Raw genomic sequence first — 23,382 nt, forward strand, 5'->3', positions numbered from 1 at the left:
TGCTTCTCGCGGACGCTCGGGTCGCAGCTCCCGTCAGAACTTCAGGGAGAACTGAGCGGTGAAGGCATTCTGCGAGGCCGAGGTCGCGAACTGGCCGCTATAGGTCACGGCCAGGGTCGCCGCATCCGACACGCCGTACGCAAGGCCCGCATTCAGCAGCAACGCATCCTGCGCGATCGGCACGCCCTCCACCTCAAACGGGGTGGTCCCGCTCAGGAAGCGCATGGCGGCGGTGGGCGCGATGTCGCCGAAGGCGTGCTGCCAGCCCAGCGTCATGCTCGGCGTCAGGGCCCGCCCGAACAGCTCCACGGAGGTCGCGGCGCGCACGCCCAGGGTGCTGTAGAGCGTGTCCATGGCGCCAGTGTCCACCGCCAGCGCAGCGGCGCGATAGCTTTCGGAGAACGAGGCGCCACCGACATTCACATAGGCAAGGCCGGCGAACGGCTCGAAGACATAGCCGCCCAGGGAGACATCGTAGCCCACCTCGCCGAAGAGCTGGGAAGTGCCCAGGCTGTAGCCGCCGCTGGTGGTCTCGCTGAAGCCAGAGAAGGCGATGGACCGGCTCACCGACACATCGTGCCACCCATAGGCGAAACCGCCCCGCAGCGCCCAGGCTCCGAATTGCCCGCCGGCATAGAAGCCCACGTCGTAATTGTCGCTGTTGCCGCTGGAGGCGCGGGCATCCACCTCGAAGCTGGAGCGGCTGTAGCCGCCGAACACGCCGGCCCACACATTGGGCTGAACCACCACGTCGGCACCGATGAGGAAGCCACCCAGGCTGTTGGAAATGCTGGCGGCATTCCCGTTGCCGAAGCTGTTGCCCCAGCCGCCATAGCCCATGGGCCCACAAGGTCACATCCAGGTCCTGGCTCAGACGCGCTGTGGAGGGACCGGCCCCCTGGGCCGCCCGGGCCAGGGCATCGGGGCCACTGGCCGCCTGCCGCAGACGCGCGCCCACCGCCTCGCGGACATAGATGGACTCTTGCAGCAGCACCGTATCCACCGAGGCATAGACCTCGCCGGAAAGGGCGTTGAAGGCCGCGGCCACGGACCCTTTCGGCAGGCCGAGGATGGCGTCATACACCCCGTTGCCGGCGCCGAGCGCCTGCGCCGCCACGGCCACGCCCGCCTCATTGGGCGTGCGCGCATAGGTGATGAAGTCGACCCCACTGTAGATCAGGCTTAGATAGACGTTCTGCGCGTCATAGGTAAGCGTCGGATCAAGGAAGGCGAAGTCCGATGTCACCGTGCCGAAAGTGCCGGCGAGCGTTCCGGACGTGGACAGGATGGTGATGCTGCTGGACGCCGGATAACGGCCACTCTCCGCCAACACCTGCACCGCGGCACCGTCGGAAATGGTGACGGCTCCGGTGGCGGTGATCAAATCGTGCTCGCCTGCCGGCGTCACGTCCACCCGATAAACGGCGCCCGAGTTGAAGGTGACGGCCCCGTTCACCGTCAGGGTTCCCGGCGAGCAGCCGGGCGCGGCGATGCCGCCCGCATTCACCGTCAGCCCGCCAATGGTGGCGGTGCCGCCGAGCACCCCGCCGTCATTCACGGTGAAGGGCGAGGGGGTGAGCGTGCCCTTGGTGAGCACCACCGCCGCGTTATCCACCGCCACCGGGCCCTCATAGGGCGCGGAGAAGGTCACCTCGCCGCCGCCGGTGAAGGTCACGAGGCCGGTGCCGGAAATGGAGCCGTTGAAGGCGTAGCTGTCCGAACGGTTGAACACCAGGCTGGCATTGTTCACCACATCGCCGACGATGGACCCCGTGGTGCCGCCATTGCCGAGCTGCAGCGTGCCCTCGGCGATGGTGGTTCCGCCCGCATAGGTGTTGGTTCCGGCCAGGATCAGCGTGCCGCCGCCGGCCTTGGTGAGGGCGCCGTCGCCCGACACCACGCTGGACAGCGTCAGAGTCTGCGCGGCGTCGACGGCGAAGGTCCGCCGCCACTGCCGTCCATGGCCGTGAGCGTCACGCCGCACCATAGGCAAAAGTGCCGCCCGCGCTGAGGGCGCCCGCCCCGCTGAGGGCAAGGGCCCCGTTGCCGAGCGCCTGCGCCGCCGCGACCCGCACGGTGCCGGAGGCGATGGAGAGCCCGCCGGAGAAGGTGTTCGCGCCGCTGAGCGTCAGCGTGCCCGAGCCCTTCTGCACCACCGCGCCGGTGCCGGAGATGGTCCCCGCGAAGGTGCTTTCGCCGGAAAGGTCGACGGCGAGGGCGGCGTTGTTCAGCACATCGCCCAGGATCGAGCCCGAGGCACCGCCATCCCCGAGCTGAAGCGTGCCACCCGAGATGGTGGTGCCGCCCGTATAGGTGTTGGCGCCGGTGAGGATGAGGGTGCCGAAATCGCTCTTCTCGATGCCAGTGGAGCCCTTCAGCACGCTGGCGATGGTGGCCACCGTGCCGGCCCCGGCCGCGGTGCCGTCACCCACGCGGATGGGTGCGGGCGAGACGCCGGAGAGAAGGATATCTCCGCCGGTCACCACATAGCCCGTGTCCAGGAACTGCATGCCGAGCGCGGTCACCCGGCCGTGGCTGTTGTCCACGCTCACCGTTCCGGCATTGGCCTGGAACACGGCGAAGCCACTGTTCCAGGCCCTGGAGATGGTGCCGCTGGCGTTGATCCAATTGGTCTGGGCATCCGCCGTCCACGTCCCGGTGCCTCCCAGCACCGTCTGCGTGGGCGCGGTGTGGGCGCCGTTCCAGAACAGGATCGGGCTGCCGGGCTCGTCCACCACCAGGTTCACCTGGCCGGCGACGGAGGTTTGCACGCCGCCTTCATAGCCGCCGGGCATGGCGCCCACCTCAAGGCTATTGTCGGTGAGCGCGCCGGTATAGCTGACGATCCGATAGACACCGAGGCCGAAGCCGTCGGCGGAGGTCACGTTCAGTGTGCCGTCCAGCGTCACGTTGCCATTGACGTTGAACACCGCGCTGTCGCTCACCGCGCCCAGGGTCACCGCCAGGGTCGCGCCGGAGGACAGGTCGAGCCCGCCCATGGTGAGGCCGCTGAACTGGGTGCCGGCCAGGGTGCCGCCATCAAGCACGTGCACCGTCCGCGCGATGGTGCCGCCGTTCACCGCCGTGTCGCCCGCATAGGTGTTCGCGCCCGAAAGGGTCAGCACTCCCGTGCCGGTCTTGGTGAGGCCGCCGGTGCCGGTGATGGAACCGGAGAAGCTCGTGCTGGCATTGTTGCCGCCGGTGACGAGACTCGCCCCCGCCAGCTCCACGCCGCCCCTGCCGCCGATCGAGCCCACCCTCTCGTCCGAGCGGAGGATGAAGCGGGCGCCGGAGGCCACATTCACGCCGCTGGTGTCGCCGATGGCCTGGCCACCGGTGGCGATGAGGGTTCCGGCGTCCACATTCGTGGCGCCGCCATAGGTGTTGGCACCGCCGATCACCAGCGTGCCGGCGCCGGTCTTGGCAAGGCTGCCGAGGCCCGCAATGGTCCCGGTCAACGTGAGGGTCTTGGCGTCGTCCACCTCAAAGGTGCCGCCCCCCGCGCCGCCGGTGGGCGTCAGCGAAACGGCCGTGGCGAACGTGAAAGTGTCGCTGGCGCGCAGGGTGCCGGTGCCGGAAAGGGCGAGCGGGCCGCTGCCAAGCGCGCTTTCGCCATAGACCTGCACCGTGCCTTCGGAAACACTGGTGCCTCCGTCATAGTGTTGGTGCCGGTGAGGGTCAGCGTGCCCGCTCCGCTCTTGGCTAGGCAGCCCGAACCGGTGATGGCGCCGGAGAAGGTGGAGCTGGTGCCGTCGCCGCCCGTGCTGAGGCAATGGCCGTAGAGCGCCACGCCGCCGGCGCCCGCCAGCGAACCCACCGCCTCGTCTGCATCGGTGAGCGAGAGGCTGGCGCCGCCCGCCACCGACAGGCGCGCCGTATCGGAGAGCGAGGAGCCGCCGGCGATGAACAGCCGGCCGGCGCTGACAGTGGTGGTGCCGCTAAAGGTGTTGGCGCCCGTCAGCCACAGGTCGCCCGTGCCGCTCTTGGTGAGCTTGCCCGCGCCGGAAACGATGCCGGACACGGTGAGCACCTGCGCGTCATCCACCCTGAGGGTGCCGCCGCCGCTGGTGCCGGACGGGGTCAGGGACATACCCTTGGCAAAAGTGAAGCTGCTGCTGGCGCGCAGCGTGCCCGCCCCCAGAAGGGCCAGCGCGCCGCTGCCCAGCGCCTCGGCCCCCCACACCTGGACGGTGCCTTGGGAAACCGTGGTTCCTCCGGCATAGGTGTTGGCCCCGGTGAGCTTGAGGGTGCCCGCCCCGTGCTTCACCAAGGCGCCGGTGCCCGAGATGGCGCCGCCATAGGTCACGGTGTCGGCTCGGTTGAAGACCAGGGCGGCATTGTCCGCGATATTCCCCGCGATCGATCCGGACGTGCCGCCATCGCCGATCTGGAGCGTGCCGGCGGTGATGGTGGTGCCGCCGGTGGCCTGCATGTCGCCGGTGAGGGTCAGCGTGCCCGCGCCCTGCTTCTCCAGCGTGCCGGTGCCGGTGATGCTGCCGGAATAAGCACCGCATTGGAGCGGTTGAAGATCAGCGCCCCGTCATTGGCGATGTCGCCGGACACGGACCCCGAGGCGCCCCCGGCACCCAGCTGGAGGGTGCCGGCCGAGATGGTGGTGCCGCCCGCGTAGGTGTTGTCCGCAGTGAGGATCAGCCTGCCGTCGCCGGTCTTCTCAAGGCCGTCCGAGCCAACGATCCCCGCCGAGATGGTGGCGATGGCGGACGCATCGACCACGTTCACCACCGGCTGCACCGAAGCACTGGCCAGCGTGAGAACATAGCTCGAGGAATCAGCCGCGATCTCATAACCCGAGGTGACGAACTTGAGGCCCTTGGTGATGACCGCGCCCGAGTGGTATCCACCCACACGGTGCCGGCCGCGCCCGCGAACACGGCGTTCTTGCCGTCGCTCCACGCGACGTGGCTGGTGCCGCCGGAATTGGTCCAGTTGGTGGAGCCGTTGGCGCTCCAGGTCCCGGTGCCACCGTCAACCGAGGAGGTGCTGCCCCCCGTCGTGGTGCCGCTCCAATAGAGGCCGCCATCGGCCACCAGAAGCTGCACCTCGCCCGCAATACTGGTGTTGATGGTATATTCGAAGTCCGTCGGCGCGGTGCCGATGGTCAGGCCGGAACCGGCCAGCGTGCCGTCGTATTGAATCACCAGATAGGTGCCGAGCCCCATCGCACCATTGTCGGTGATGTTCAGCGTGAGGTTCGTCGACGCATAATAGACGGCGTTGCCGCTATCGGACGCGCCAAGGGTGGCGTCGAGGACCGCGCCGGAATGGAGGATGATCGCGCCCGCCCCGGACGAAATGGCCGAACGGTTCGCCACCACCGTGGCAGCGGGGTGGCCCCCGGCCTCAACCGTGATGTCGCCGAAAATGTATCCCGTGTGCGTCCCGGTGGGGTCATTGGAAAGGGTCGCGCCGTTCGCCACCGTCGCCGACACCATGAGGCCGCCATTGACGCTCGAATTGCCGAGCTGCAGCGTGCCCGATTGCACCGCCAAAGCCGGGGCCGTCACGAAGGTTCCCCAGTTCACGGATGAGAAGTTCTTCACCACCCAGGTGCAGGCGGAGGCCACCTCGATGGCCGCGAAATTCTTGAACTGCCCGCCATTTCCGGCATCGATGTCAGCCGCGTCGAAAACACCGCCGGCGCCGGAAAGCTTCAAGGTGTCGGTGCCGCCGGACACCGCCACCATTTCGCCTGTGATCGTGGCATAGGCAGAGCCGTCACCGGCAAGTTCGAGAATATTGGTTCCACCGGTGAACGCGATTGCATTCGCGCGGGTCACCCCATCACCACCCAGGCCACCTAACACCGCCGACGCCCGCTGTGGCCGCGACCAGCCCGCCACCGGCGCCGCCCTGCACCACCGCGCCATTGGCCAGGTTCACAGCGACAATGTCGGAGCAGCTGCCATTCACCACATACAGGCCGCTGCCGCCGGCACCGCCGTGATAGGAGCGGCCACCGGCGCCACCGGTGACAATGGAGCCGATGGTGGCGGACGCCGCGGCGCCACTGGAGATGAAGAGACCACCGCCGCCGGCGCCGCTATATGAATCCCCACCGCCGCCGCCCGCGCCGCCGCGCCGCCTGTCACGGCCGTGGTCAGCACACCCAGGTCGCCGGAACCTCCGACGATGGCGCCAAAGCCGCCACCGCCTCCACCGCCTCCACCGCTCATGCTCGGCGAGTTGCCGTTGCCGCCGTCACCGCCCTTGCCGCCGGCTCCCGTATCGCCCGCGGCAACGCTGCCGCCATCCACGCCGTCGCCACCGAAGGGTGCTCCACCTGCGCCACCGCTGCCGTTGACGACGAGACCCGTGCCGTCCGCACCAGACGTGCTGCCGCCGTCGCCACCATTCCCCGGCTGCGCGATGGGCGCGAGGCCGCCATCCCCCCGCAGTGCCGCCATATGCGCCATAGCCGCCGGCGCCGGCGGGAGCGAGCGAGTTCGCGCCACCGCCGGCCGTTCCGCCGGCGCCGCCCAAGCCGCCTGCGATCGAGGGGATGTAGGTCCGCCCCCGCCGGCGAAGGCGGGGCCCGCGGTCGTCAGGAAGAGCGCCAGCACCGGCATCAGCGCGGACGTTACCAGGAGCCGCCGGCGGATGGAGACCACGCCGCCCGCGGCGCGCGCCTGAAGGGCCATGCCCGCCTCGCCATCGCGCGCCAACCGGCCGCCAACGTTCTTCCGCACCATGACCACTCCCCCGGAATGCCGCCGAGCGCAGACACAGCGACAGGGGGTGCCTGCCGGATCCGCGCGTTCCTTGGGGATTTCTCTGAGGAAGCCGTTAGGCCGCTACCACGATTGCGCAGCGGCTCGTCGAGATTGCGCAACCGGCGAAAATAAATCCGCGGCGGGCATTTGCGCCACAGAGGCCCGCCTTCTTCGAAGCGGCCGCCCGCATTCACGCATCGACCAATTGGCGAGAGCCACGCGCGGCGTTCGCGCCTAACGTCCGAGGTCGAAGCGAATTCCGCTTTCGCCGCGGGAGATATAGTGCATTCATACCTCCACCCACACGGGTGAGAGGATCGAGGATTGCCCTGCTCGGCGCAGAACGCCGAGCGCGCTGGACTGGACGAAGTGGGACGCCATGACCATGCCAACGCTCGAGCGGCTCGACGATGTCATCTATGCGATCTACGGCGCCGCGCTGGCCCCGGAGCTGTGGCCGCAGGTGCTGTCCAAGATCGGCGCCGTGGTCGATGGCGAAGGGGCCATCGTGCTCTTCTACAAGGAAAACGCGCCTTCCGAATTCATCCACGCGCCGGAGCTGCACGCCGCGGTGCGCACCTACCTGAACGGCGAATGGTGGACGCGCGACCTCCACGCGCTGCGCGCCATTGAGCATCACCTGCGCGACGGCGACGTGATGAGTGATTTCACCATCGCCACCAAGGAGGAGATGGAGACCCACCCCATCTATACGGAATTCTTCCGCAGCGTGGGATTCGGCTGGCTCATGTCCGCGGTCATGCTACCGGATTTCGGATATCTGGTGGCGCTCTCGGTGCCCCGCGCCAAGGACAAGCCGCCATTCTGCCAACAGGACATGGAAACCCTGCGCCTGCTGGGCCGGCATGTGGAACAGGCGCTGCGGGTGTCCATGCGCATCGCCAATCTCGACACCTCGCAGGTGGCCATGATCGCCGCCCTGGACGCCGTTTCGGCGGGCATCTACGCCCTCGACACGAGCGGGCGGCGGGTGATGGCCAACAAAAGCGCGCTTGCCCAGTTCGCCTCGTTCTTCTGCGAGCCCGCCGGCCGGATGATGCCGCGTCAGCCCGCCGAGCGACCGCGCTTCCAGGCGATGGTGAAGGCTGCGATGGAGGCCAGCGCATCGAGCGAGCCGCCCCACGCGTGCGTCCTGAGTGACGAGGATGGCCAGCGGCTCGCGGCATGGGCCCTGCCGGTGAGGGCGGAGGCGCAGGCGCGCTTCGGTGGGCAGGATGGCGAAGCGCGCACCCTCATCGTCGCCGTGCCCCTGGAACAACACCAGATGGTGGCGCCGGCGGTGATCCGCGACATGTTCGGCCTGTCGCTGGGCGAAGCGCGACTCGCCGCGCTCATCGGCAGCGGCGTGGCCCTGCAGCAGGCCGCCGGCCAGCTTGGCATCACCCAGGGCACCGCCCGCGTGGTGCTCAAGCGCGTATTCTCCAAGCTGGGCATCAACCGCCAGACGGAACTCGTACTCCAGCTCTCCAAGCTCACAGGCTGGTAACGTTCCACGCCCCCTTCGAGCAAAGGTGGGCTAGGCCGGCGGGGAGCAAGCCCGTCTTTCCCATGCGCGACCGGCGCGGGCGGGCAAAACGGGGCCCGCGCCGGTCGCACCGGCTTTCGCCTTTTTATCGGGTGGGAGGGGCGCCCCTCACTCCATCCCCATCTTCGCGAGATAGCCTTCGATCAGCGGCACGTCGGAGGGATTGTTCAGCTCCCAGAAGGCCGCGCCTCGCGCTTCCACCTCGACGGCGGCAATGGGCGTGCCGTGCTCCAGGAAGCGCAGCTGCTCCAGCCCCTCGAGGGTCTCGAGAACTCCCTGCTCCATCCGCCCATAGGCATCGAGCGCGCTGCGGCGGTAGGCATAAAGGCCCACATGGTGGAACACCGGCACCACCCCATCCACCTTTGCCTTGCCATTGGTGAAGGGAATGACTTCCTTGGAAAAATAAAGGGCGTTGCCGGCCCGGTCGAACACCACCGTGGTCGCCCCGACCCGCCCGGCCCGCCGGTCGGCCAGAAAATGCTCCAGCGATTCCTCGTCGCAGCGCAGGACCGGCGTCGCAACCTCGCGCGCAGGCTCGTCACGCATGGCCTTCACCAGGGCCGTCACGAAGTGCGGCGGCGTCAGCGGCGCGTCACCCTGAAGATTGACGATGATTTCCGCCGTGATGGCGGCCCGCTCCACTGCCTGCGCCACGCGCTCGGTGCCATTGCGGCAAGCGGCATCGGTCATGATGACGGGCGTCGACAGGCGCCGGGCCTCGTCCGCGATTCGCTCGTCGTCCGTCGCCACATAGACCGCCGCGCCATCGGCCCCGGCGCGGGCTGCCAGAATGGAGCGCTCCACCAGGGTGCGCTCGATGCCGCTCGCGCCCTTCAGCTTCGCCAGCGGCTTGCCGGGATAGCGGCTCGACGCATATCGCGCCGGAATGATGATGGCGACGTCACTCATGCTGCACCTTTCGGCAGAAGATGGGAAAAGCCCGAGCGCCGGCCTCCGCGGGGGTGGGGCGACGCGCAGGCCGGAGCCGCGCCTCAGAAGGCGGCAGTGAGGGACTTGTTCTTGGCGATGGCGTCGAGGGCGGTGAGATCCCTCAGCAGCGGGCCAATCCACTCCAGCGGCAGCATGTTCGGCCCATCGGAAGGCGCGTGGTCCGGATCATCATGCGCTTCCGCGAAGATGGCGGCCGCCCCCACCGCCAGCGCCGCGCGCGCGAGCGCCGGCGCGAAATCGCGCTTGCCACCGGAAGAGCCGCCCCGCCCGCCCGGCTCCTGCACCGAATGGGTGGCGTCGAAAACGATGGGGTAGCCGGTCTGCGCCATGATGGGCAGGCCGCGGAAATCGCTCACCAACGTGTTGTAGCCGAAGGAGGTGCCGCGATCGCACAGCAGGATGCGCTCATTGCCGGTGGACGCGATCTTGTCGGCCACATTGGCCATGTCCCACGGCGCCAGGAACTGCCCCTTCTTCACATTCACCACGGCACCCGTCTCGCCCGCCGCGATCAGCAGATCCGTTTGCCGGCAGAGGAAGGCGGGAATCTGGATGATGTCCACCACCTTGCCGGCGGTCCGCGCCTGCTCGATATCGTGGATGTCGGTGAGCACCGGGCAGCCGAACTCGGCGCGCACAGCCTCCAGGATCTTCAGCCCCTCGTCGAGGCCGATGCCGCGCCGGCCCTTGAGGGACGTGCGATTCGCCTTGTCGTAGGACGATTTGAAGATGAAGGGCACGCCGGCCTTCTCCGCTTCCGCCTTGAGAAAGGCCGCCAGGCGGAAGGTGTGATCCCGGCTTTCGATCTGGCACGGACCCGAAATGAAGGCGAACGGCAGATCATTGCCAAACGTCACGTTGCCGACGGTCACATGCTTTACAGCGTCGCTCATCCTGCACCCATTCGGCGCCGGCATCGGCGGCACCCTGTTCCAGAGCCAGTGCGCCGCTGACCGCGGCGCGCGAAACATGCGCCAGGAGCGCCAGCCGCTCAAGAGCCCCCCTCGCGCATCGCGGGCGACACCGCGCACGGAGGCGGCAGAGTTAGACTGAATTGAGCAGACTTCCTGAAAAACTCCGCCAAGAGCTAAAAGCTCAATTGGCTATTCCCCTGGAAGGAGACTGGTGGAGCCAGGCGGAATCGAACCGCCGACCTCTTGAATGCCATTCAAGCGCTCTCCCAACTGAGCTATGGCCCCCAGGGGAGGCGCGTAAATGCCATAGGGAATCGCACCTGACAACCCCGCCGCTGAGGCCGTACATTCAAATACGGTGGACAACTTTCCGAAAGCAAGAAGCCGCAGGCGTTCGCGCGCCACATGCGAGCCCGCGATCCAAGTGCCGCCATGGTCAAAGCGGGCCATGACCCGAGTGGGGCAGCGACCCAGATGGGGCCGCGACCCGCGTCAAGCCTCAGGCCGTGGCACCAGGGGAGCTGCGTGCCGTGCGGCGCCGCGCGCGCAAGCTCCGCTAATGCGGAGCCGGTCGGGCCCCTGAAGCGGGTGACAAAGCGGATCAGGAAAAGTGATTCAGACCCGCGCGCAAGCCAGCGACGCCGCACTTGTTCAAGGGCACGGGCGCCAACGCGGCATTTTTCAGGATCTGATGGGATTAGAAATTTGGTGGAGCCAGGCGGAATCGAACCGCCGACCTCTTGAATGCCATTCAAGCGCTCTCCCAACTGAGCTATGGCCCCACCGGGCCGCGGGTGCGCGCAGCGATCTTGCGAACCTGATGGTTCCTCGACCTTTAGCGCGCCGGGAAGCCCCGCGGCGGGAGCCCGGCGGTTCATGTCCGCCGAGCGAGAGCGGCCTTAAAGCACAGACCGCGTTTGACTGCAAGCCCTTTTTTTCAGGCTTCCTCGTCGTCCTCGCGACCTTCGCCGATCAGGCCGGTCACGTCGTTGCCGTCGTCCTCGTCTTCCTCCAGGAAGGCGTCTTCGTCACCGGCCTCGATGTCTTCATCCATATCCACGTCGGGGGAAGCCGCACCCGCCTTGGTGGTGCCGGCGGCCTCCTCGTCAGCCTCTTCCAGGCTGATGACATCGGCGGCGGGTTCCTCGCCGTCGTGGTCGTCTTTGGTCACTTCTTCGGTGCGGCTGGCACCGCGGGCCGCAGGCTCGAAATAGGACCTGGGATAGGATTCGCCCGTGAAAGGAGAAACCACCGGGTCCTTGTTCAGGTCGTAGAATTTGCGCCCCGTAACAGGACAGATGCGCTTGGTGCCGAGTTCAGGCTTCGCCACGGCAAAGTTCCTCGGTAGGGCTGTAAACAGAGCGTGCTCCATTGGCGCCTCGCACGATTGGTGTCAAGGCACAATCTTGCTGATGCGGCCGCCATCCCGCCCGGAGCAGGCGCGTGGCACCGGCGAAAGGGCTGTGCTAAACGGCGCCGCACCCCATAAAAAGAACGTGGCGCGGCAGGGTTCGCCAGCCGCGTGCCGACGCCCGAGGCCCGATCGACCATGAGCAGCGCTTCCGCAAGCCCCTCTCCCGCCACGGCCCGCCGTTCGCCGCCGCTTCACGGCTCGGTCCGGGTTCCCGGCGACAAATCGGTCTCCCACCGCGCGCTCATTTTCGGTCTGTTCGCGGAAGGGCGCACCCACATCACCGGCCTCCTGGAAGGCGAGGACGTGCTCAACACCGCCGCCGCCTGCCGCGCCTTGGGCGCCACGGTGGAGCGGCTCGGGCCGGGCGAATGGATCGTCGACGGCGTGGGCAACCGGGGCCTTGTGTCTCCGGCCGCCCCGCTCGATTTCGGCAATTCCGGCACCGGCGTCCGTCTCATGATGGGCGCGGTGGCCGGCCAGGACATCACCGCCACCTTCGACGGTGACGCCAGCCTGCGCCGTCGTCCCATGAAGCGCGTGCTGGACCCGCTGACCATGATGGGTGCCCAGGTCGTGTCCATGGCCGAGGGCGGCCGCCTGCCGCTCGCGCTCAAAGGCAGCGATCGTCTCGCCGCCGTCACCTACGAAACCCCGGTGCCTTCGGCCCAGGTGAAGTCCGCCGTGCTGCTGGCCGGCCTCGGCGCCGACGGCGAGACGGTGGTGGTGGAGCGCGAGGCCACCCGCGACCACACCGAGCGCATGCTCGCCCATTTCGGCGCTGATGTGCGCGTTGAGCCGTTCGGCCATGCCGGCCGCCGCATCACCCTGCAGGGCCACCCGCGCCTGAAGGCCGCGCCGGTGGACGTGCCCGCCGACCCCTCCTCCGCCGCCTTCCCGCTGGTGGCGGCGCTGCTGGTGCCCGGCTCCGAGGTCATGCTTACCGACCTCATGCTGAATCCGCTGCGCACCGGCCTCGTCACCACCCTGCAGGAAATGGGGGCCGACATCGCCATTCTCGACGCCCGCGAGGAGGGCGGAGAGACGGTGGCCAGCCTGCGGGTGCGGCACTCCCGCCTCATGGGTGTCGAGGTGCCGCCGGAGCGCGCCCCGGCCATGATCGACGAATATCCGATCCTCGCCGTCGCCGCCGCCTTCGCGGAGGGAGAGACCGTGATGCGCGGCCTCTCCGAGCTGCGGGTGAAGGAGAGCGACCGCCTTGCGGCGGTGGCCGACGGGCTCGCCGCCTGCGGCATCGCCCACCGGGTGGAGGGCGACGACCTCATCGTGTCCGGCCGTTCAACGGTTGTGGGTGGCGGGCCGGTGAAGACCCATATGGATCACCGCATCGCCATGTCCTTCCTGGTGCTGGGGCTGGCCAGCGACGCGGGCGTCACGGTGGACGACGTGTCCTTCATCGCCACCTCCTTCCCCACCTTTCTCCCCATGATGCGTGCGCTCGGCGCCCAGATCGATTGAGACAAGCATGATCATCGCCATCGACGGGCCGGCGGCATCGGGCAAGGGTACCCTGGCGCGGCGCCTCGCGGCCCATTACGGCCTGCCGCATCTGGATACGGGCCTGCTCTACCGCGCGGTCGGCGCGCGCTGCCTGGCGGCGGGCGTGCTCGGCGATGCCGCGGCGGCGACCGCCGTCGCGCGCGCACTCGACGCCGCCGATCTGGATCCGGATGCGCTGCGCTCAGCCGAGGTGGGTGAGGCCGCATCCGTGGTTGCCGCCAACCCCGATGTCCGCGCCGCCCTGCTCGATCTGCAGCGCCGCTTCGCGGCCCAGCCCGGGGGCGCGGTGCTCGACGGGCGGGACATCGGCACCGTGATCTGCCCCGATGCGCCGGCCAAGCTGTTCGTCACCGCCTCCCCTGCGGTCCGCGCCGAGCGGCGCCACAAGGAGCTGGTGGGGCGCGGCGACGCGGTGAGCTACGACGAGGTGCTCGCGGACATCCGCAGGCGCGATGAGCGTGATTCGAACCGCGCCGCCGCCCCTCTGACCCAGGCGAGCGACGCCGCTTTTCTGGACACCAGCAGTCTCGGCATCGCGGAGGCCTTCGCCGCGGCCCTCGCACTGGTCGAAAGCCGCCGCTGAAGGCATGCACGCTGCGGCAGCATGACTTCCGTCCAAGCTGGACACATGGCGGCGAGAGAGCGCTTCAAGCGCGGCGAACAGCCGATGCTGTGAAGGGGCCGCAGCGACCTATTGCGCGCGGCGCAAAAGGCCGGCAGCCGCCACCGCTTTTCTAGACCGCGCCGATGCCCCCACCTCAATCGGCCGGCGCCGAATCATCCGCCGGCGGGGAGGCGGTGCGGCGGCGGGTGCGCCAGGGCAGCGCGATGAAGGCCAGATCGTCCATCATCTCCAGAAGCTTGCCGCCCCGCGCCAATTCCTGATCGAGAGTCGCCATGGTGCGGGAGAGGCCGGGGTCGTCATCCTCAAGCCACACCTCCAGCACCCGGGCGAAGAGCACCGCCAGCCCCTTGGCACGCACCGCGCCCGCAAGGCCCGCGCAATCAATGCCGGCAGCCGCCAGCATCCAGCGCTGGGAGCGGGCGGACAGGCGCAGCAGCTTGAGGGCCAGCAGCGGATCCCGCCGCGCCCCGCGCACCAGCGCCCGCACCGCTTCGCGGTGGGGCTCCAGCGCATCAAGCCGCCGCATGAGCACCTCGAACAGCCGCTCCTTCGGCCCCTCGCCGGCGAAATCCTCCGCATCGGGCCCCCCCTCCGCCAGCACATGCCGATCGGTAGCGCGAAAGAAAGCCGCCAGCAGATCGTCCACAGTGGCATAGGCCGCCCGCATCTCGGAAAGGGCCACCCCGCTCTCGGCGGCCACCGCCGCAAGATCGATCCGCCACAGGGGGCGTGTGGCCAGCAGATCCAGGAAGCTGCGCAGACAGGCCTCGCGGGCAGTCTCCGATGTCATGGCTCGACCCTCCGTTGACTCGCCTGGGCACCGCACAGGGGCTCACAACACGCGCCCCAGCTCCCCAAGCGGCTACATTTCCCACCTGGATGGGCCAGCGTGCCTTAGGAGATCCGAGGTTACGCCAACACTTCCGCCGAGCTTGCGGCGAACAGCCGGGATCCGTGCGCGCGCTTGGCATCCTGGTGAGGACCTGGGATCACGCTGGAGATCCTGGCGGACCGCCACGTCCCGGGTCAAGCGCCCCCATCTCTGGCCCGCTGCCTTCAGACGCACCGGGATGCGCGCGGCTGCCCCTTGGACGGCGGGGCCGCCCGTAGAGGCAAGGGGCGCGGACGAGCCCCGCCAGCGCCCCGGAAGGAACCGTTCGACAGTCAGCGCAGGCGGCAACGCAGACGCTCCTCCCACCAGCCTGTCCCTCGCGTGCCTTCCTCCCCCACTAGAGGGCGAGGGAAAGGCCCCATGGACAAACCTTGGTGCCGAATGTCGATCGACCGCCACTCAGCGGGTGCGGCCCGCCTCAGCCCGCAAGTTCCTTCCCGCGCCGCGTCGCGGCGGCGACAGCCGCTTCCATCAGGGGACCGAAACCGCGCGTTTCGTGCATGAGAACCGCGAGAGCCGCAGCCGTGGTGCCGCCAGGTGAGGTGACATTCTGCCTCAGGGTCGCCGCCGGAAGATCGGAGGCCTCAAGCAGCGCCCCGGAACCCGAAACGGTGGCGCGGGCAATGCGCGCCGCAAGATCGGCTGGAAGACCCGCAACCCGCCCCGCTTCGGCCAGCACCTCGGCCAACAGGAACACATAAGCCGGCCCGGAGCCGGAAACGGCCGTGGCTGCGTCCATCAGGCCTTCCTCATCCACCCACTCCACGATGCCGATGGCGCCGAGCAGCGCGCTGGCCAGGGCGCGGTCGGCGGCCGAAACCGTCTCGCTGGGCACCGCGACGCTGACGCCGCGTCCGATGGCCGCCGGCGTGTTCGGGATGGCGCGCACCAGGGGCGTGCCCTCAGGGAAATAGTCCGCAAGGAAGGAGAGGGTGCGCCCCGCCATGATGGAAACCACCAGAGTGCCCGCGCGCGCCAGCGGCGCCACCTGCGGCACGGCCTCCGGCGCCACCTGGGGCTTCACCGCGAGCAGCAGCACGGCGGGCGACGCGACGAGGTGCGCCGGCGGGTTCACCGACACGCCCCGCGCCCTGAGATCGGCGGCCATGGCTTCGGGCAAATGGGGATCGATGACCACGGCCAGATTGGCCGGCAGGCCGAGCTTCAGCCAGCCTTCCAGCATGGCCCCGCCCATCTTGCCCGCGCCCAGCAGCACCACCGGGCCGGACAGGTTCTTCAACACCACGTCGCTCATAATCGCCTCGCATCGCGGCCGGCGAGCGCCTGGGCCATCGCCGACTGTTCGAGGCTCTGCTTTAAGCCAGCCGCGCGCGGGGGGAAACCCGCGCGGGCTCAAATCGGGAACGGCTCACGCTTCGCCCACGGTGTCGAACAAGGCGGTGTCCATGGCCTCGCGCGCGGTCTTGCCGGCCCACACCACGAACTGAAAGGCGGGATAATATCGCTCGACCGCGTCAAGCGCGGCATCCACGATGGCCTCGCACTGCCGGTCGGAAGCCGTGGCCCCGCCCGCCAGCACCAAGGCATGGCGGAACATGACGACGCCTTCCTGGGACCAGATGTCGAAATGGCCGAGCCACATCTGCTCGTTGACCACGGCGAGCAGCTTCAACACCTCACCGCGGCGCCCCTCGGGCACCTTGAAATCGAACGCGCAGGCGACGTGCAGCGCCTCCAGCTCGTCCATCCACTGGAAGGAGACATGGCAGTCGGTCCAGCGGCTGGCGAGCGAGAGGGTGATCTCGTCTTCGTCGGAGCGCTCGAAGGACCAATCGTGGATAGCGGCGAGCTGCTCCACGAGATCCACGGGATTGGCCGGCGCTTCGGCTTCAATGTCGATGAGAGACATGCCTCGACCTCGCGGTGGGAGGAACGCGGAGACGGCCGGACACGGCAGGGGCAAAACGACGCCCGGGCAACGAGGCCAAAGGCATGCGCAGAGCACCGCGCGCCATGAAACGACCCCCTTCAAGACGAACCACTTCAAACCGAGCACACGCCGGTGCCGCGCCGCCTGGTACGGGGTGAGGACCCGGAGAATCCGGAAGCCTGCGCCCCATGGCGGCGTGCCAGACACGATTGCGCCCGACACCCGCACCGGACCCGTGCACGTCAGGCGAGCCTACGCCCCGTCGTATACCCGCGACACGACGAACCGGCTTCGAATCGCCACGAAAATCAGTATATCGCGGGTAAAGATGGCGCGGCTACGACGGATTGTGTACACCGCTTGCGCATGCACACAAAAGGTGCGCTCCGAACGCGCGGAGCGCCCGCGCCGCCTCAGGCCTGGGAGCCGTGGCCGAAGCTCTCGTCATAGGGCTGGGCCGGGGTCTCGCTCCCGTGCGCTCCAGCGGCAGGAGCATCCGCGCTCATACCGAGCTTGGCCTCCAGGGCGGCGAGGCGCTCGGCCAGGCGCTCATTCTCCTCGCGGGCGGCGGCGGCCATGTCCTTCACGGCCTCGAACTCCTCGCGCTTCACGAGATCCATGTCGCGCAGGAAGCGCTCCACCTGGGTGCGCATCATGGTCTCGGCCTCCCGCCGCACACCCTGCGCCACGCCCGCCGCATCGTTCACAAGGCGGGCCATCTCATCGAAAATGCGGCCGGTGGTCTGGGTCATGGCGGTGGTCTCCTGCGGCGGCGCGGCGGAACTCAGTGTGCGGCGGCGCGCGTCGATTTGCCGTGAACATGGCGAGAGCGCGCGTCCGGCGCAAGGCCCGCGCCGCTGCGGCACACCGGCACCGGGCCTGTGCGGTGCGGCATGCTTCCCGCCCGGCATCCTTGACGGCGGCGGCCCGCCCGCGCCAGATGCGCCCCGGTCATCCGGCCCCGGCGCGCTCCAGTCCAGGATTTTCGCAGCATGCTCGCCCTGCCCTTCCCCGCCATCGACCCCGTTCTGGTGCAGATCGGCCCGCTTTCCATCCGCTGGTATGCCCTCGCTTACATTGCGGGGCTCGTGCTCGGCTGGCTGCTCGGGCGACGGCTGGTCGCCATGCCGAAGCTCTGGGGCGGCACCTCGCCCATGAAGCCGCAGGACCTGGACGATGCCCTGTTCTGGGCCACGCTGGGCGTCATCCTCGGCGGGCGCATCGGCTATGTGCTGTTCTACAACCTACCCCATTTCATGGCCTATCCGGCGGACATCATCGCCGTGTGGAAAGGCGGCATGTCGTTCCACGGCGGGCTTACGGGCACCATCGTCGCGCTCGTCCTGTTCGCCCGCTCGCGCGGCATCCGCATCCTCTCGCTGCTCGATGTGGCGGGCGTGGTGGCGCCGCTCGGCCTGCTGTTCGGGCGAATCGCCAACTTCATTAATTCCGAGCTCTGGGGCCGCCCGGCCGATGTGCCCTGGGCCGTGATCTTCCCCAATGGCGGCGGCGTGCCGCGCCATCCCAGCCAGCTTTACGAGGCGGGGCTGGAAGGAATCCTGCTGTTCGCCATCATGCTGGTCGCGGTGCGCATGGGCGCCTTGAAGCGGCCCGGCCTTGCCGCCGGCATTTTCGGCATGGGCTACGGCTTCGGGCGCATCGTCGGTGAATTCTTCCGCGAGCCGGATGTGCAGCTTGGCTATCTCGCCTTCGGCACCACCATGGGCATGTGGCTTTCGGTGCCCGTGGTCCTGGCCGGCGCCGCGCTGGCGGCCTATGCGCTGAAGACGAAGGCCGCCGCGTGAGCGGTCCTCTCGCGGCGGAGATCCGCGCCATCATCGCCGCCGACGGGCCCATGCCGGTGAGCCGCTACATGGGGCTGTGCCTCGGCCATCCCCGATACGGCTATTACATTACCCGCGATCCGCTGGGTGCGGGCGGCGATTTCACCACCGCGCCCGAGATCAGCCAGATGTTTGGCGAGCTGCTGGGCCTGTGGGCGGTGGCCACCTGGCAGCAGATGGGCGCGCCCGCCTCCTTCGTGCTGGCGGAGCTCGGCCCCGGCCGGGGCACCCTCATGGCCGATGCCCTGCGGGCGGCGCGCATCCTGCCCGCCTTCGGCGCTGCGGCGCGAGTGCATCTGGTGGAAACGAGCCCGGTGCTGCGCGAGGCCCAGAGGCGCACCCTGGCGGATATTGACGTGCAGTGGCACGCGCGTATCGAGGAGCTGCCGCCGGGCCCAGCCATCGTGCTCGCCAACGAATTCTTCGATGCCCTGCCCATCGACCAGTATGTGGCCGCCGCCGATGGCTGGCACGAGCGGCGCGTGGGGCTCGACGGGGACGGGCAGCTGGTCTTCGGCCTCGATCCGCGCCCCTCGCCTCTGGCCGCGGCCTTCGCGCCGCGGGGCCCGGCCCCCGAGGGTGCGGTGCTGGAGCGCATGGAAAGCGGCCCCGCCCTTGCCCTCGCGCGCCGCCTCGTCGCCGAGGGGGGCGCGGCCCTGATCGTGGACTATGGCCACGCTGGCGGTTTCGGCGATACGCTGCAGGCCCTTGCCCGCCACGCCTTCGCCGATCCGCTGGCGGAGCCCGGCGAGGCGGACCTGACCGCCCATGTGGATTTCGCCGCCCTCGCCCGCATGGCCCGTGGGCAGGGCGCGGCCGCATTCGGCCCCCTGCCCCAGGGCGAGTTTCTGCTGCGGCTGGGGCTCGCCCAGCGGGCGGAACGGCTGATGGCGGAAGCTGGCGCGGCAGGTGAAGAGGCCGTTGCCGCAGCCGCCCTGCGGCTGGCCGGAACTGGGGAAGGGCAAATGGGCGAACTGTTCAAAGTGCTGGCCCTCGCGGGCCCATCCCTTGGTGCCCCGCCGGCCTTCGATGCGGCGGAGGCCTTCCACGGCTGAGGGGCAGCCGGACGTTTGAGGCCCGCCGCGCCGTCCTCAAACGGACGATGGGCAACGACCCGGCGCCGACATCGCAGGTGCCCAGAGTGCCACCGCCGTGTGGCGTGCCCGAAGGTCGCGGCCACCGGCTCGGTTCCGTCGCCAGGCATAGTCGATGCTTCCAGCCTCCCAGCGACGAGGGCGACTTGCGCCTCCGTGCGCGAAGGGGGCATTCGGGCGGCGGGGCCCTTGCGCCCAGCACGATGATCCAGAGCGCATACGCCCCGCGCGCCCTATCCGCGTAGCTTCCGCCGGCCACCGCCACTCTTCGGCGCCGGCGCGAGCCCTCTTACGCGAACGCCCCCGATCGCTTAGAAAAACACGCTCACCCAGTGGCTTCTGCCTTTCCTCGTCTTCGCAGGCGCGGAAAGGCTCAGGCGGCCTTGCGCTTGAGGCCCAGAAGGCCGGCCACCTCGGGGCTCGCCGGGTGCGCCATGAGGGCGTCGGGTGCGCCCTGCTGCACCACACGCCCCTGGGAGAGAATCACCAGATGGTCCGCCGCCAGGGCCATCTGCCGGTCGTGGGTGGAAGCGAGCACGGCGGGCCGCCCGTCGCGGCTGATGGCGATCAGCTCCGCCACCACCTCGTCCCGGGTGACGGGATCAAGCGCGGAGGTGGGCTCGTCCAGCAGCAGCAGCTCGGGCTCACGGGCGAGGGCCCGGGCCAGGGCCACGCGCTGCTGCTGGCCGCCGGACAATTGCCGGGGCCGCCGCTCCGCGAATGCGGCGAGGCCGAACCGCTCCAGCAGCGCCAGCGCCTTGGGCCGACGCTCGGCGCCGTCGAGGGAGAAGGCCACGTTCTGCCACACGCTCAGATGGGGAAACAGGCACAGGCTCTGCGGCACATAGCCGATGGGCCGGGCCTGGGGCGGCTGGCCGTCGAACGGCGTGCCTTCGGAAGGCAGGAGACCGGCGAGCGCCTTCAGGATGGTGGTCTTGCCCTCCCCCGAGCGACCGAGCAGCACGGTGAGTCCGCGCACCTCGAACGCCACATCGAGCGGTACCGGGTGCTCCAGGTGGCAGGTGATTTTCATGCGGGGCCGTCCCATCTGCGGGTGAAGGCGCGCATGAGCAGCGGCACCGGCATGGCCAGGAGAAAGAAGGCCCAGAGCAGCGGATAGACCGCCTGAAGGCCGAGATCCTGAAGATTGACCCACAGCTTCACGGGCATGCCCTGTGGGAAATAGGCGACCACCAGCACGATACCGAATTCGCCCACCGCCCGCACCCAGGCCACGGCCAGCGCCATCAGCAGCCCCGGCGCCGCCAGCGGCAGCGTGACCAAGGCCACCAGCTCCACCGGCCCGCGGCCGAGGGTAAGCCCCACCTCCTCCAGTTCCAGCGGCACCCCTTCAAAGGCCGAGCGGGCGGCGATCACGAAATAGGGCCCGGCGCCGTAGCAGGTGGCGAGAATGAAGGCCGGCGGATTGTTGCTGAGCACCAGCCCGGCGTGGGAGAGCAGCGCGCCCGCCGGCCCATAGGGGCCATAGAAGGAGGCCAGCAGAATGCCCAGCGCGAGCGGCGGCGAGAGCAGCGGCAGCAGCAGCAGCACATCCGCGATCCACTTGCCACGCGCGCGGCTGCGCGCCAGCCACCAAGCAAGCGGCGTGCCGAGCAGGATGATGATGACCATCGCCAGGCCGCCATAGCCCAGAGAGACCCAGATGGCGTCCCAGTCTCCATCGGCGAGCTGAAAGCTCGACCAGTCGGTGGCCGTGGCCAGGGTGACGAAGGGCGCGACCAGCACGGCGAGAACCAGCGCCGCGACCACAGCCGCGACGCCCAGCAGGCGGGAGCCGGAACGGCCCGATGTGAGGGACAAGGCGCGCCTCGCAGCTCAGATCTTTCCGCCCTTGGGCGGGCCATAGCCCGCCTCCTGGAACATCTTCTGTCCCTCGGGCGTGGTCATGAACTTCAGGAATGCGACGCCGGCCTGCGGATTGGGGGCGTTCTTCAGCACTGCCGCGTAGAACACCATGGGCTGGGGCTTCACCACCTCCGGCTTGCCGTCCTTGCCGGGCAGCTCGAAACTCACCTTGTCGTACCATTCGGCGGACAAGGCGGGGTTGGAGAGGTTGATCTCGTCGGGAAGGGTGATGAAAGGCAGCTTGGCGGAAGCCGCCGCGCTCTGATAGCCGGAGCTGGCATCCACCTGCCCGGCTTCCAGCCGCGTCAGGGCCGAGCCCTCGGCGAAGATCTGCTGGTCGTTGAAGACGCCGCCCAGCACCTTCTGCATCAAATCCGGCTGGTTGTAGTAACGCTGCGCCAGCAGGAAGGTGAAGATGATGTTGCGCCCCTGGGGATCGGTGGCGGGATCGGTGCGGCCGAACTTCACGCCCGGCTTCTCCAGCACCTTCCACCAGGGGGTCTTGCCCTTCCTGGCCGCGTGGAAATCGGCCGCGAATGCACTTCTCTCGTTGTAGACGATAACCATGGCCGTGCTCGCCACCGGCACGGCGCCATCCACGAGGCCCGCTTTCCTCAGGATCTCCACCGGCCCCGGGGTGATGGACACGAAGACGTCGGCCTGGATCTGCCCGCCGGCGATGAGCCGCGCCAGCCCATAGGCGCCCTGGCCAATGCCCTGGAAGGGGGCGCCGCTCTGCGCGGTGAAGGCGGGACCCAGCGCCCGGTCCATCACCACCCCCATGGAGCCCGCATAGGCCACACGCACCGGATCTGCGGCACGGGCCGTAGTGATACTCAGGGCCATCACACCCAGCAGGAACGCCAGTATTCGCATCTCGGTCCTCCGGAACGGAAAGGCACGCGCCATGCGTCCGAACGCGGAAGCGGCGAAGGCGCGGCATGCTTTGGCCGTCGGTGTCCGGGTGCCGTGTTATATTCTACTGAATATAGCTTGAATCAAGCCTCCAAAAGCCCCGCCCCTTGGCCGGCAACCTCCGCCGCTCCCTGCAACGCCCTGAAGACGCAGCGTGAACCCGGCGGCGTCCGCGCCTGCCGCGGCGATGCGGCGCAGCATCCGCCCCGACCGGCGACAAGTGCCCCAAGAGACACCCCAGGAAGTGCCCCAAGAAGAACCCTTTGCCCTTCCCGTTAAGAAGAAAGCGCTACAGACTTTCCCCAAGGCCCTGCCCCGCGCGGGTGGGGCGCGAGCCAGCGGAACGCGTGCAACGAGGACGCACCCCATGAAGATCGAGGCCCCCTCCCTCGCGGCCCTGCCCGGCATCCGCCACGCGTTTTTCACCCGTTCGGGTGGCGTCTCCACCGGCCTTTATGCGAGCCTGAATGGCGGCATGGGCTCCAGCGACGACCCGGAGGCGGTGCAGGAGAATCGGGCCCGCATGGCGGCCGCCCTCGGCCTTGCGCCGCAAAATCTGCTGGCCTGCTGGCAGGTGCATTCCCCCGACGCCGTTCTCGCCACCGCGCCCTGGACCCGCGAGGACGCGCCCAAGGCCGATGCCATCGTGACCCGCACGCCGGGGCTGGGCGCCGCCATTTCCATCGCCGATTGCGGGCCAGTGCTGTTCGCCGATCCCGAAGCGCGGGTGGTGGCCGCAGCCCATTCCGGGTGGAAGGGCGCCATCGGCGGCGTCATCGGCGCCACCATCGCGCTGATGGAGGCGCAGGGCGCGCGACGCGGCGCCATCCGCGCCGTCATCGGCCCCCTCATCCGCCAGTCGAGCTATGAGGTGGGAGAGGATTTCGTGGCGCGCTTCCTGGCGGTCGACAAGACTTACGCCCGCTTCTTCGCCCCCGCCGACCGGCCCCACCATGCCTTGTTCGACCTGCCGGGCTTCATCCGCCGCCGGCTGGAGGAAGCGGGGATCGAGCAGATCGAAGACCTGATGCTCGACACCTATACGGACGAGGCGCGCTTCTATTCCTTCCGCCGCTCCACCCATCGCAAGGAGGCCGACTATGGCCGGCTCATCGCAGCCATCGCCCTGGTGCCCGATGCCGATTGAGGCCGGAACGCCACAGGCTCCGGCCCGCCCC

Annotated in this window: 23 protein-coding genes, 2 tRNA genes and 1 pseudogene; 7 read left to right on the forward strand and 19 right to left on the reverse strand. The window is 68.9% G+C overall.

Annotated elements, in window-relative coordinates; all coding sequences use genetic code 11:
- Nucleotides 1–33: 33 nt before the first annotated feature.
- Nucleotides 34–840: an autotransporter outer membrane beta-barrel domain-containing protein gene (locus L0966_RS15705; protein WP_234052907.1), complete on the reverse strand. Its 807-nt coding sequence runs from the start codon at nt 838–840 to the stop codon at nt 34–36.
- 593 nt (nt 841–1,433) lie between these two features.
- Between L0966_RS15705 and L0966_RS15710 the strand changes: the two genes are divergently transcribed.
- Complete coding sequence (locus tag L0966_RS15710) at nt 1,434–1,634, forward strand: hypothetical protein (protein ID WP_234052908.1); 201 nt, start codon at nt 1,434–1,436, stop codon at nt 1,632–1,634.
- 197 nt (nt 1,635–1,831) lie between these two features.
- Here the strand turns inward: L0966_RS15710 and L0966_RS22565 are convergent.
- From L0966_RS22565 to L0966_RS15735, 6 genes and pseudogenes are all read right to left on the reverse strand, one after another.
- Nucleotides 1,832–1,987 (reverse strand): annotated as a pseudogene (locus L0966_RS22565) (hypothetical protein); the annotation flags it as partial.
- The gene (locus L0966_RS15715) at nt 1,974–3,626 is read right to left on the reverse strand and encodes an autotransporter-associated beta strand repeat-containing protein (protein WP_234052909.1); all 1,653 of its coding nucleotides are present in this window, start codon (nt 3,624–3,626) and stop codon (nt 1,974–1,976) included. The gene L0966_RS15715 and the pseudogene L0966_RS22565, both read right to left, overlap by 14 nt.
- Nucleotides 3,518–4,432: an autotransporter-associated beta strand repeat-containing protein gene (locus L0966_RS15720; RefSeq protein ID WP_234052910.1), complete on the reverse strand. Its 915-nt coding sequence runs from the start codon at nt 4,430–4,432 to the stop codon at nt 3,518–3,520. The genes L0966_RS15715 and L0966_RS15720 overlap by 109 nt, the downstream gene beginning before the upstream one ends.
- Before the next feature lie 14 nt (nt 4,433–4,446).
- Nucleotides 4,447–4,734 carry an autotransporter-associated beta strand repeat-containing protein gene (locus tag L0966_RS15725; protein WP_234052911.1) on the reverse strand — a complete coding sequence of 96 codons (288 nt, stop codon included), beginning with the start codon at nt 4,732–4,734 and terminating at the stop codon, nt 4,447–4,449.
- A gap of 2 nt (nt 4,735–4,736) precedes the next feature.
- Nucleotides 4,737–5,798, reverse strand: a complete 1,062-nt coding sequence (locus L0966_RS15730) for a hypothetical protein (RefSeq protein WP_234052912.1) — start codon at nt 5,796–5,798, stop codon at nt 4,737–4,739.
- Between the two features lie 129 nt (nt 5,799–5,927).
- Nucleotides 5,928–6,710, reverse strand: a complete 783-nt coding sequence (locus L0966_RS15735; protein ID WP_234053090.1) for a hypothetical protein — start codon at nt 6,708–6,710, stop codon at nt 5,928–5,930.
- A gap of 400 nt (nt 6,711–7,110) precedes the next feature.
- Here L0966_RS15735 and L0966_RS15740 point away from each other — a divergent pair, with 400 nt between their 5' ends.
- A complete protein-coding gene (locus tag L0966_RS15740) occupies nt 7,111–8,238 on the forward strand; it encodes a helix-turn-helix transcriptional regulator (protein WP_234052913.1) in 1,128 nt (375 codons plus the stop codon).
- Between the two features lie 147 nt (nt 8,239–8,385).
- Here the strand turns inward: L0966_RS15740 and L0966_RS15745 are convergent, their stop codons facing one another.
- The 5 genes from L0966_RS15745 to L0966_RS15765 form a co-directional block, all read right to left on the reverse strand.
- A complete protein-coding gene (locus L0966_RS15745; protein ID WP_234052914.1) occupies nt 8,386–9,189 on the reverse strand; it encodes a 3-deoxy-manno-octulosonate cytidylyltransferase in 804 nt (267 codons plus the stop codon).
- Nucleotides 9,190–9,272: 83 nt separating this feature from the next.
- Complete coding sequence (kdsA, locus tag L0966_RS15750; protein WP_234052915.1) at nt 9,273–10,124, reverse strand: 3-deoxy-8-phosphooctulonate synthase; 852 nt, start codon at nt 10,122–10,124, stop codon at nt 9,273–9,275.
- Between the two features lie 230 nt (nt 10,125–10,354).
- Nucleotides 10,355–10,430: transfer RNA gene (locus L0966_RS15755), tRNA-Ala, on the reverse strand.
- A gap of 421 nt (nt 10,431–10,851) precedes the next feature.
- Nucleotides 10,852–10,927 (reverse strand) — tRNA-Ala (locus L0966_RS15760).
- Between the two features lie 155 nt (nt 10,928–11,082).
- Entirely contained in the window at nt 11,083–11,475 is a 393-nt protein-coding gene (locus L0966_RS15765) for a TIGR02300 family protein (RefSeq protein ID WP_234052916.1), read from the reverse strand.
- 219 nt (nt 11,476–11,694) lie between these two features.
- Here L0966_RS15765 and aroA point away from each other — a divergent pair, with 219 nt between their 5' ends.
- Nucleotides 11,695–13,035, forward strand: coding sequence for a 3-phosphoshikimate 1-carboxyvinyltransferase (aroA, locus tag L0966_RS15770; RefSeq protein WP_234052917.1), 1,341 nt, complete (start codon nt 11,695–11,697; stop codon nt 13,033–13,035).
- A 7-nt stretch (nt 13,036–13,042) separates the two neighbouring features.
- Complete coding sequence (gene cmk / locus L0966_RS15775; RefSeq protein WP_234052918.1) at nt 13,043–13,660, forward strand: (d)CMP kinase; 618 nt, start codon at nt 13,043–13,045, stop codon at nt 13,658–13,660.
- 175 nt (nt 13,661–13,835) lie between these two features.
- Here the strand turns inward: cmk and L0966_RS15780 are convergent, their stop codons facing one another.
- The 4 genes from L0966_RS15780 to L0966_RS15795 form a co-directional block, all read right to left on the reverse strand.
- A complete protein-coding gene (locus L0966_RS15780; RefSeq protein WP_234052919.1) occupies nt 13,836–14,492 on the reverse strand; it encodes a TetR/AcrR family transcriptional regulator in 657 nt (218 codons plus the stop codon).
- Between the two features lie 520 nt (nt 14,493–15,012).
- Entirely contained in the window at nt 15,013–15,849 is an 837-nt protein-coding gene (proC, locus tag L0966_RS15785) for a pyrroline-5-carboxylate reductase (protein WP_234052920.1), read from the reverse strand.
- A gap of 114 nt (nt 15,850–15,963) precedes the next feature.
- On the reverse strand, nt 15,964–16,464 hold the full coding sequence (locus L0966_RS15790; protein ID WP_234052921.1) for a YbjN domain-containing protein: 501 nt from the start codon (nt 16,462–16,464) through the stop codon (nt 15,964–15,966).
- Nucleotides 16,465–16,898: 434 nt separating this feature from the next.
- On the reverse strand, nt 16,899–17,237 hold the full coding sequence (locus tag L0966_RS15795) for an accessory factor UbiK family protein (protein ID WP_234052922.1): 339 nt from the start codon (nt 17,235–17,237) through the stop codon (nt 16,899–16,901).
- 240 nt (nt 17,238–17,477) lie between these two features.
- Here L0966_RS15795 and lgt point away from each other — a divergent pair, with 240 nt between their 5' ends.
- Together lgt and L0966_RS15805 are read left to right on the forward strand one after the other, a co-directional pair.
- Entirely contained in the window at nt 17,478–18,290 is an 813-nt protein-coding gene (gene lgt, locus L0966_RS15800; RefSeq protein WP_234052923.1) for a prolipoprotein diacylglyceryl transferase, read from the forward strand.
- On the forward strand, nt 18,287–19,384 hold the full coding sequence (locus tag L0966_RS15805; RefSeq protein WP_234052924.1) for an SAM-dependent methyltransferase: 1,098 nt from the start codon (nt 18,287–18,289) through the stop codon (nt 19,382–19,384). Before lgt ends, L0966_RS15805 begins: the two co-directional genes overlap by 4 nt.
- A gap of 412 nt (nt 19,385–19,796) precedes the next feature.
- Here the strand turns inward: L0966_RS15805 and L0966_RS15810 are convergent, their stop codons facing one another.
- The 3 genes from L0966_RS15810 to L0966_RS15820 are packed head-to-tail and all read right to left on the reverse strand — an operon-like array spanning nt 19,797 to nt 22,165.
- Complete coding sequence (locus L0966_RS15810; protein ID WP_234052925.1) at nt 19,797–20,456, reverse strand: ABC transporter ATP-binding protein; 660 nt, start codon at nt 20,454–20,456, stop codon at nt 19,797–19,799.
- On the reverse strand, nt 20,453–21,244 hold the full coding sequence (locus L0966_RS15815; RefSeq protein WP_234052926.1) for a molybdenum ABC transporter permease: 792 nt from the start codon (nt 21,242–21,244) through the stop codon (nt 20,453–20,455). The genes L0966_RS15810 and L0966_RS15815 overlap by 4 nt, the downstream gene beginning before the upstream one ends.
- 15 nt (nt 21,245–21,259) lie before the next feature.
- The gene (locus L0966_RS15820) at nt 21,260–22,165 is read right to left on the reverse strand and encodes an extracellular solute-binding protein (protein ID WP_234052927.1); all 906 of its coding nucleotides are present in this window, start codon (nt 22,163–22,165) and stop codon (nt 21,260–21,262) included.
- A gap of 406 nt (nt 22,166–22,571) precedes the next feature.
- On the opposite strand from L0966_RS15820, the gene pgeF reads away from it, so the two are divergent.
- Complete coding sequence (gene pgeF / locus L0966_RS15825) at nt 22,572–23,351, forward strand: peptidoglycan editing factor PgeF (RefSeq protein WP_234052928.1); 780 nt, start codon at nt 22,572–22,574, stop codon at nt 23,349–23,351.
- Nucleotides 23,352–23,382 lie beyond the last annotated feature (31 nt).

It is taken from the genome of Xanthobacter sp. NM-59, from assembly GCF_021401125.1.
Classification (GTDB): domain Bacteria; phylum Pseudomonadota; class Alphaproteobacteria; order Rhizobiales; family Xanthobacteraceae; genus Xanthobacter.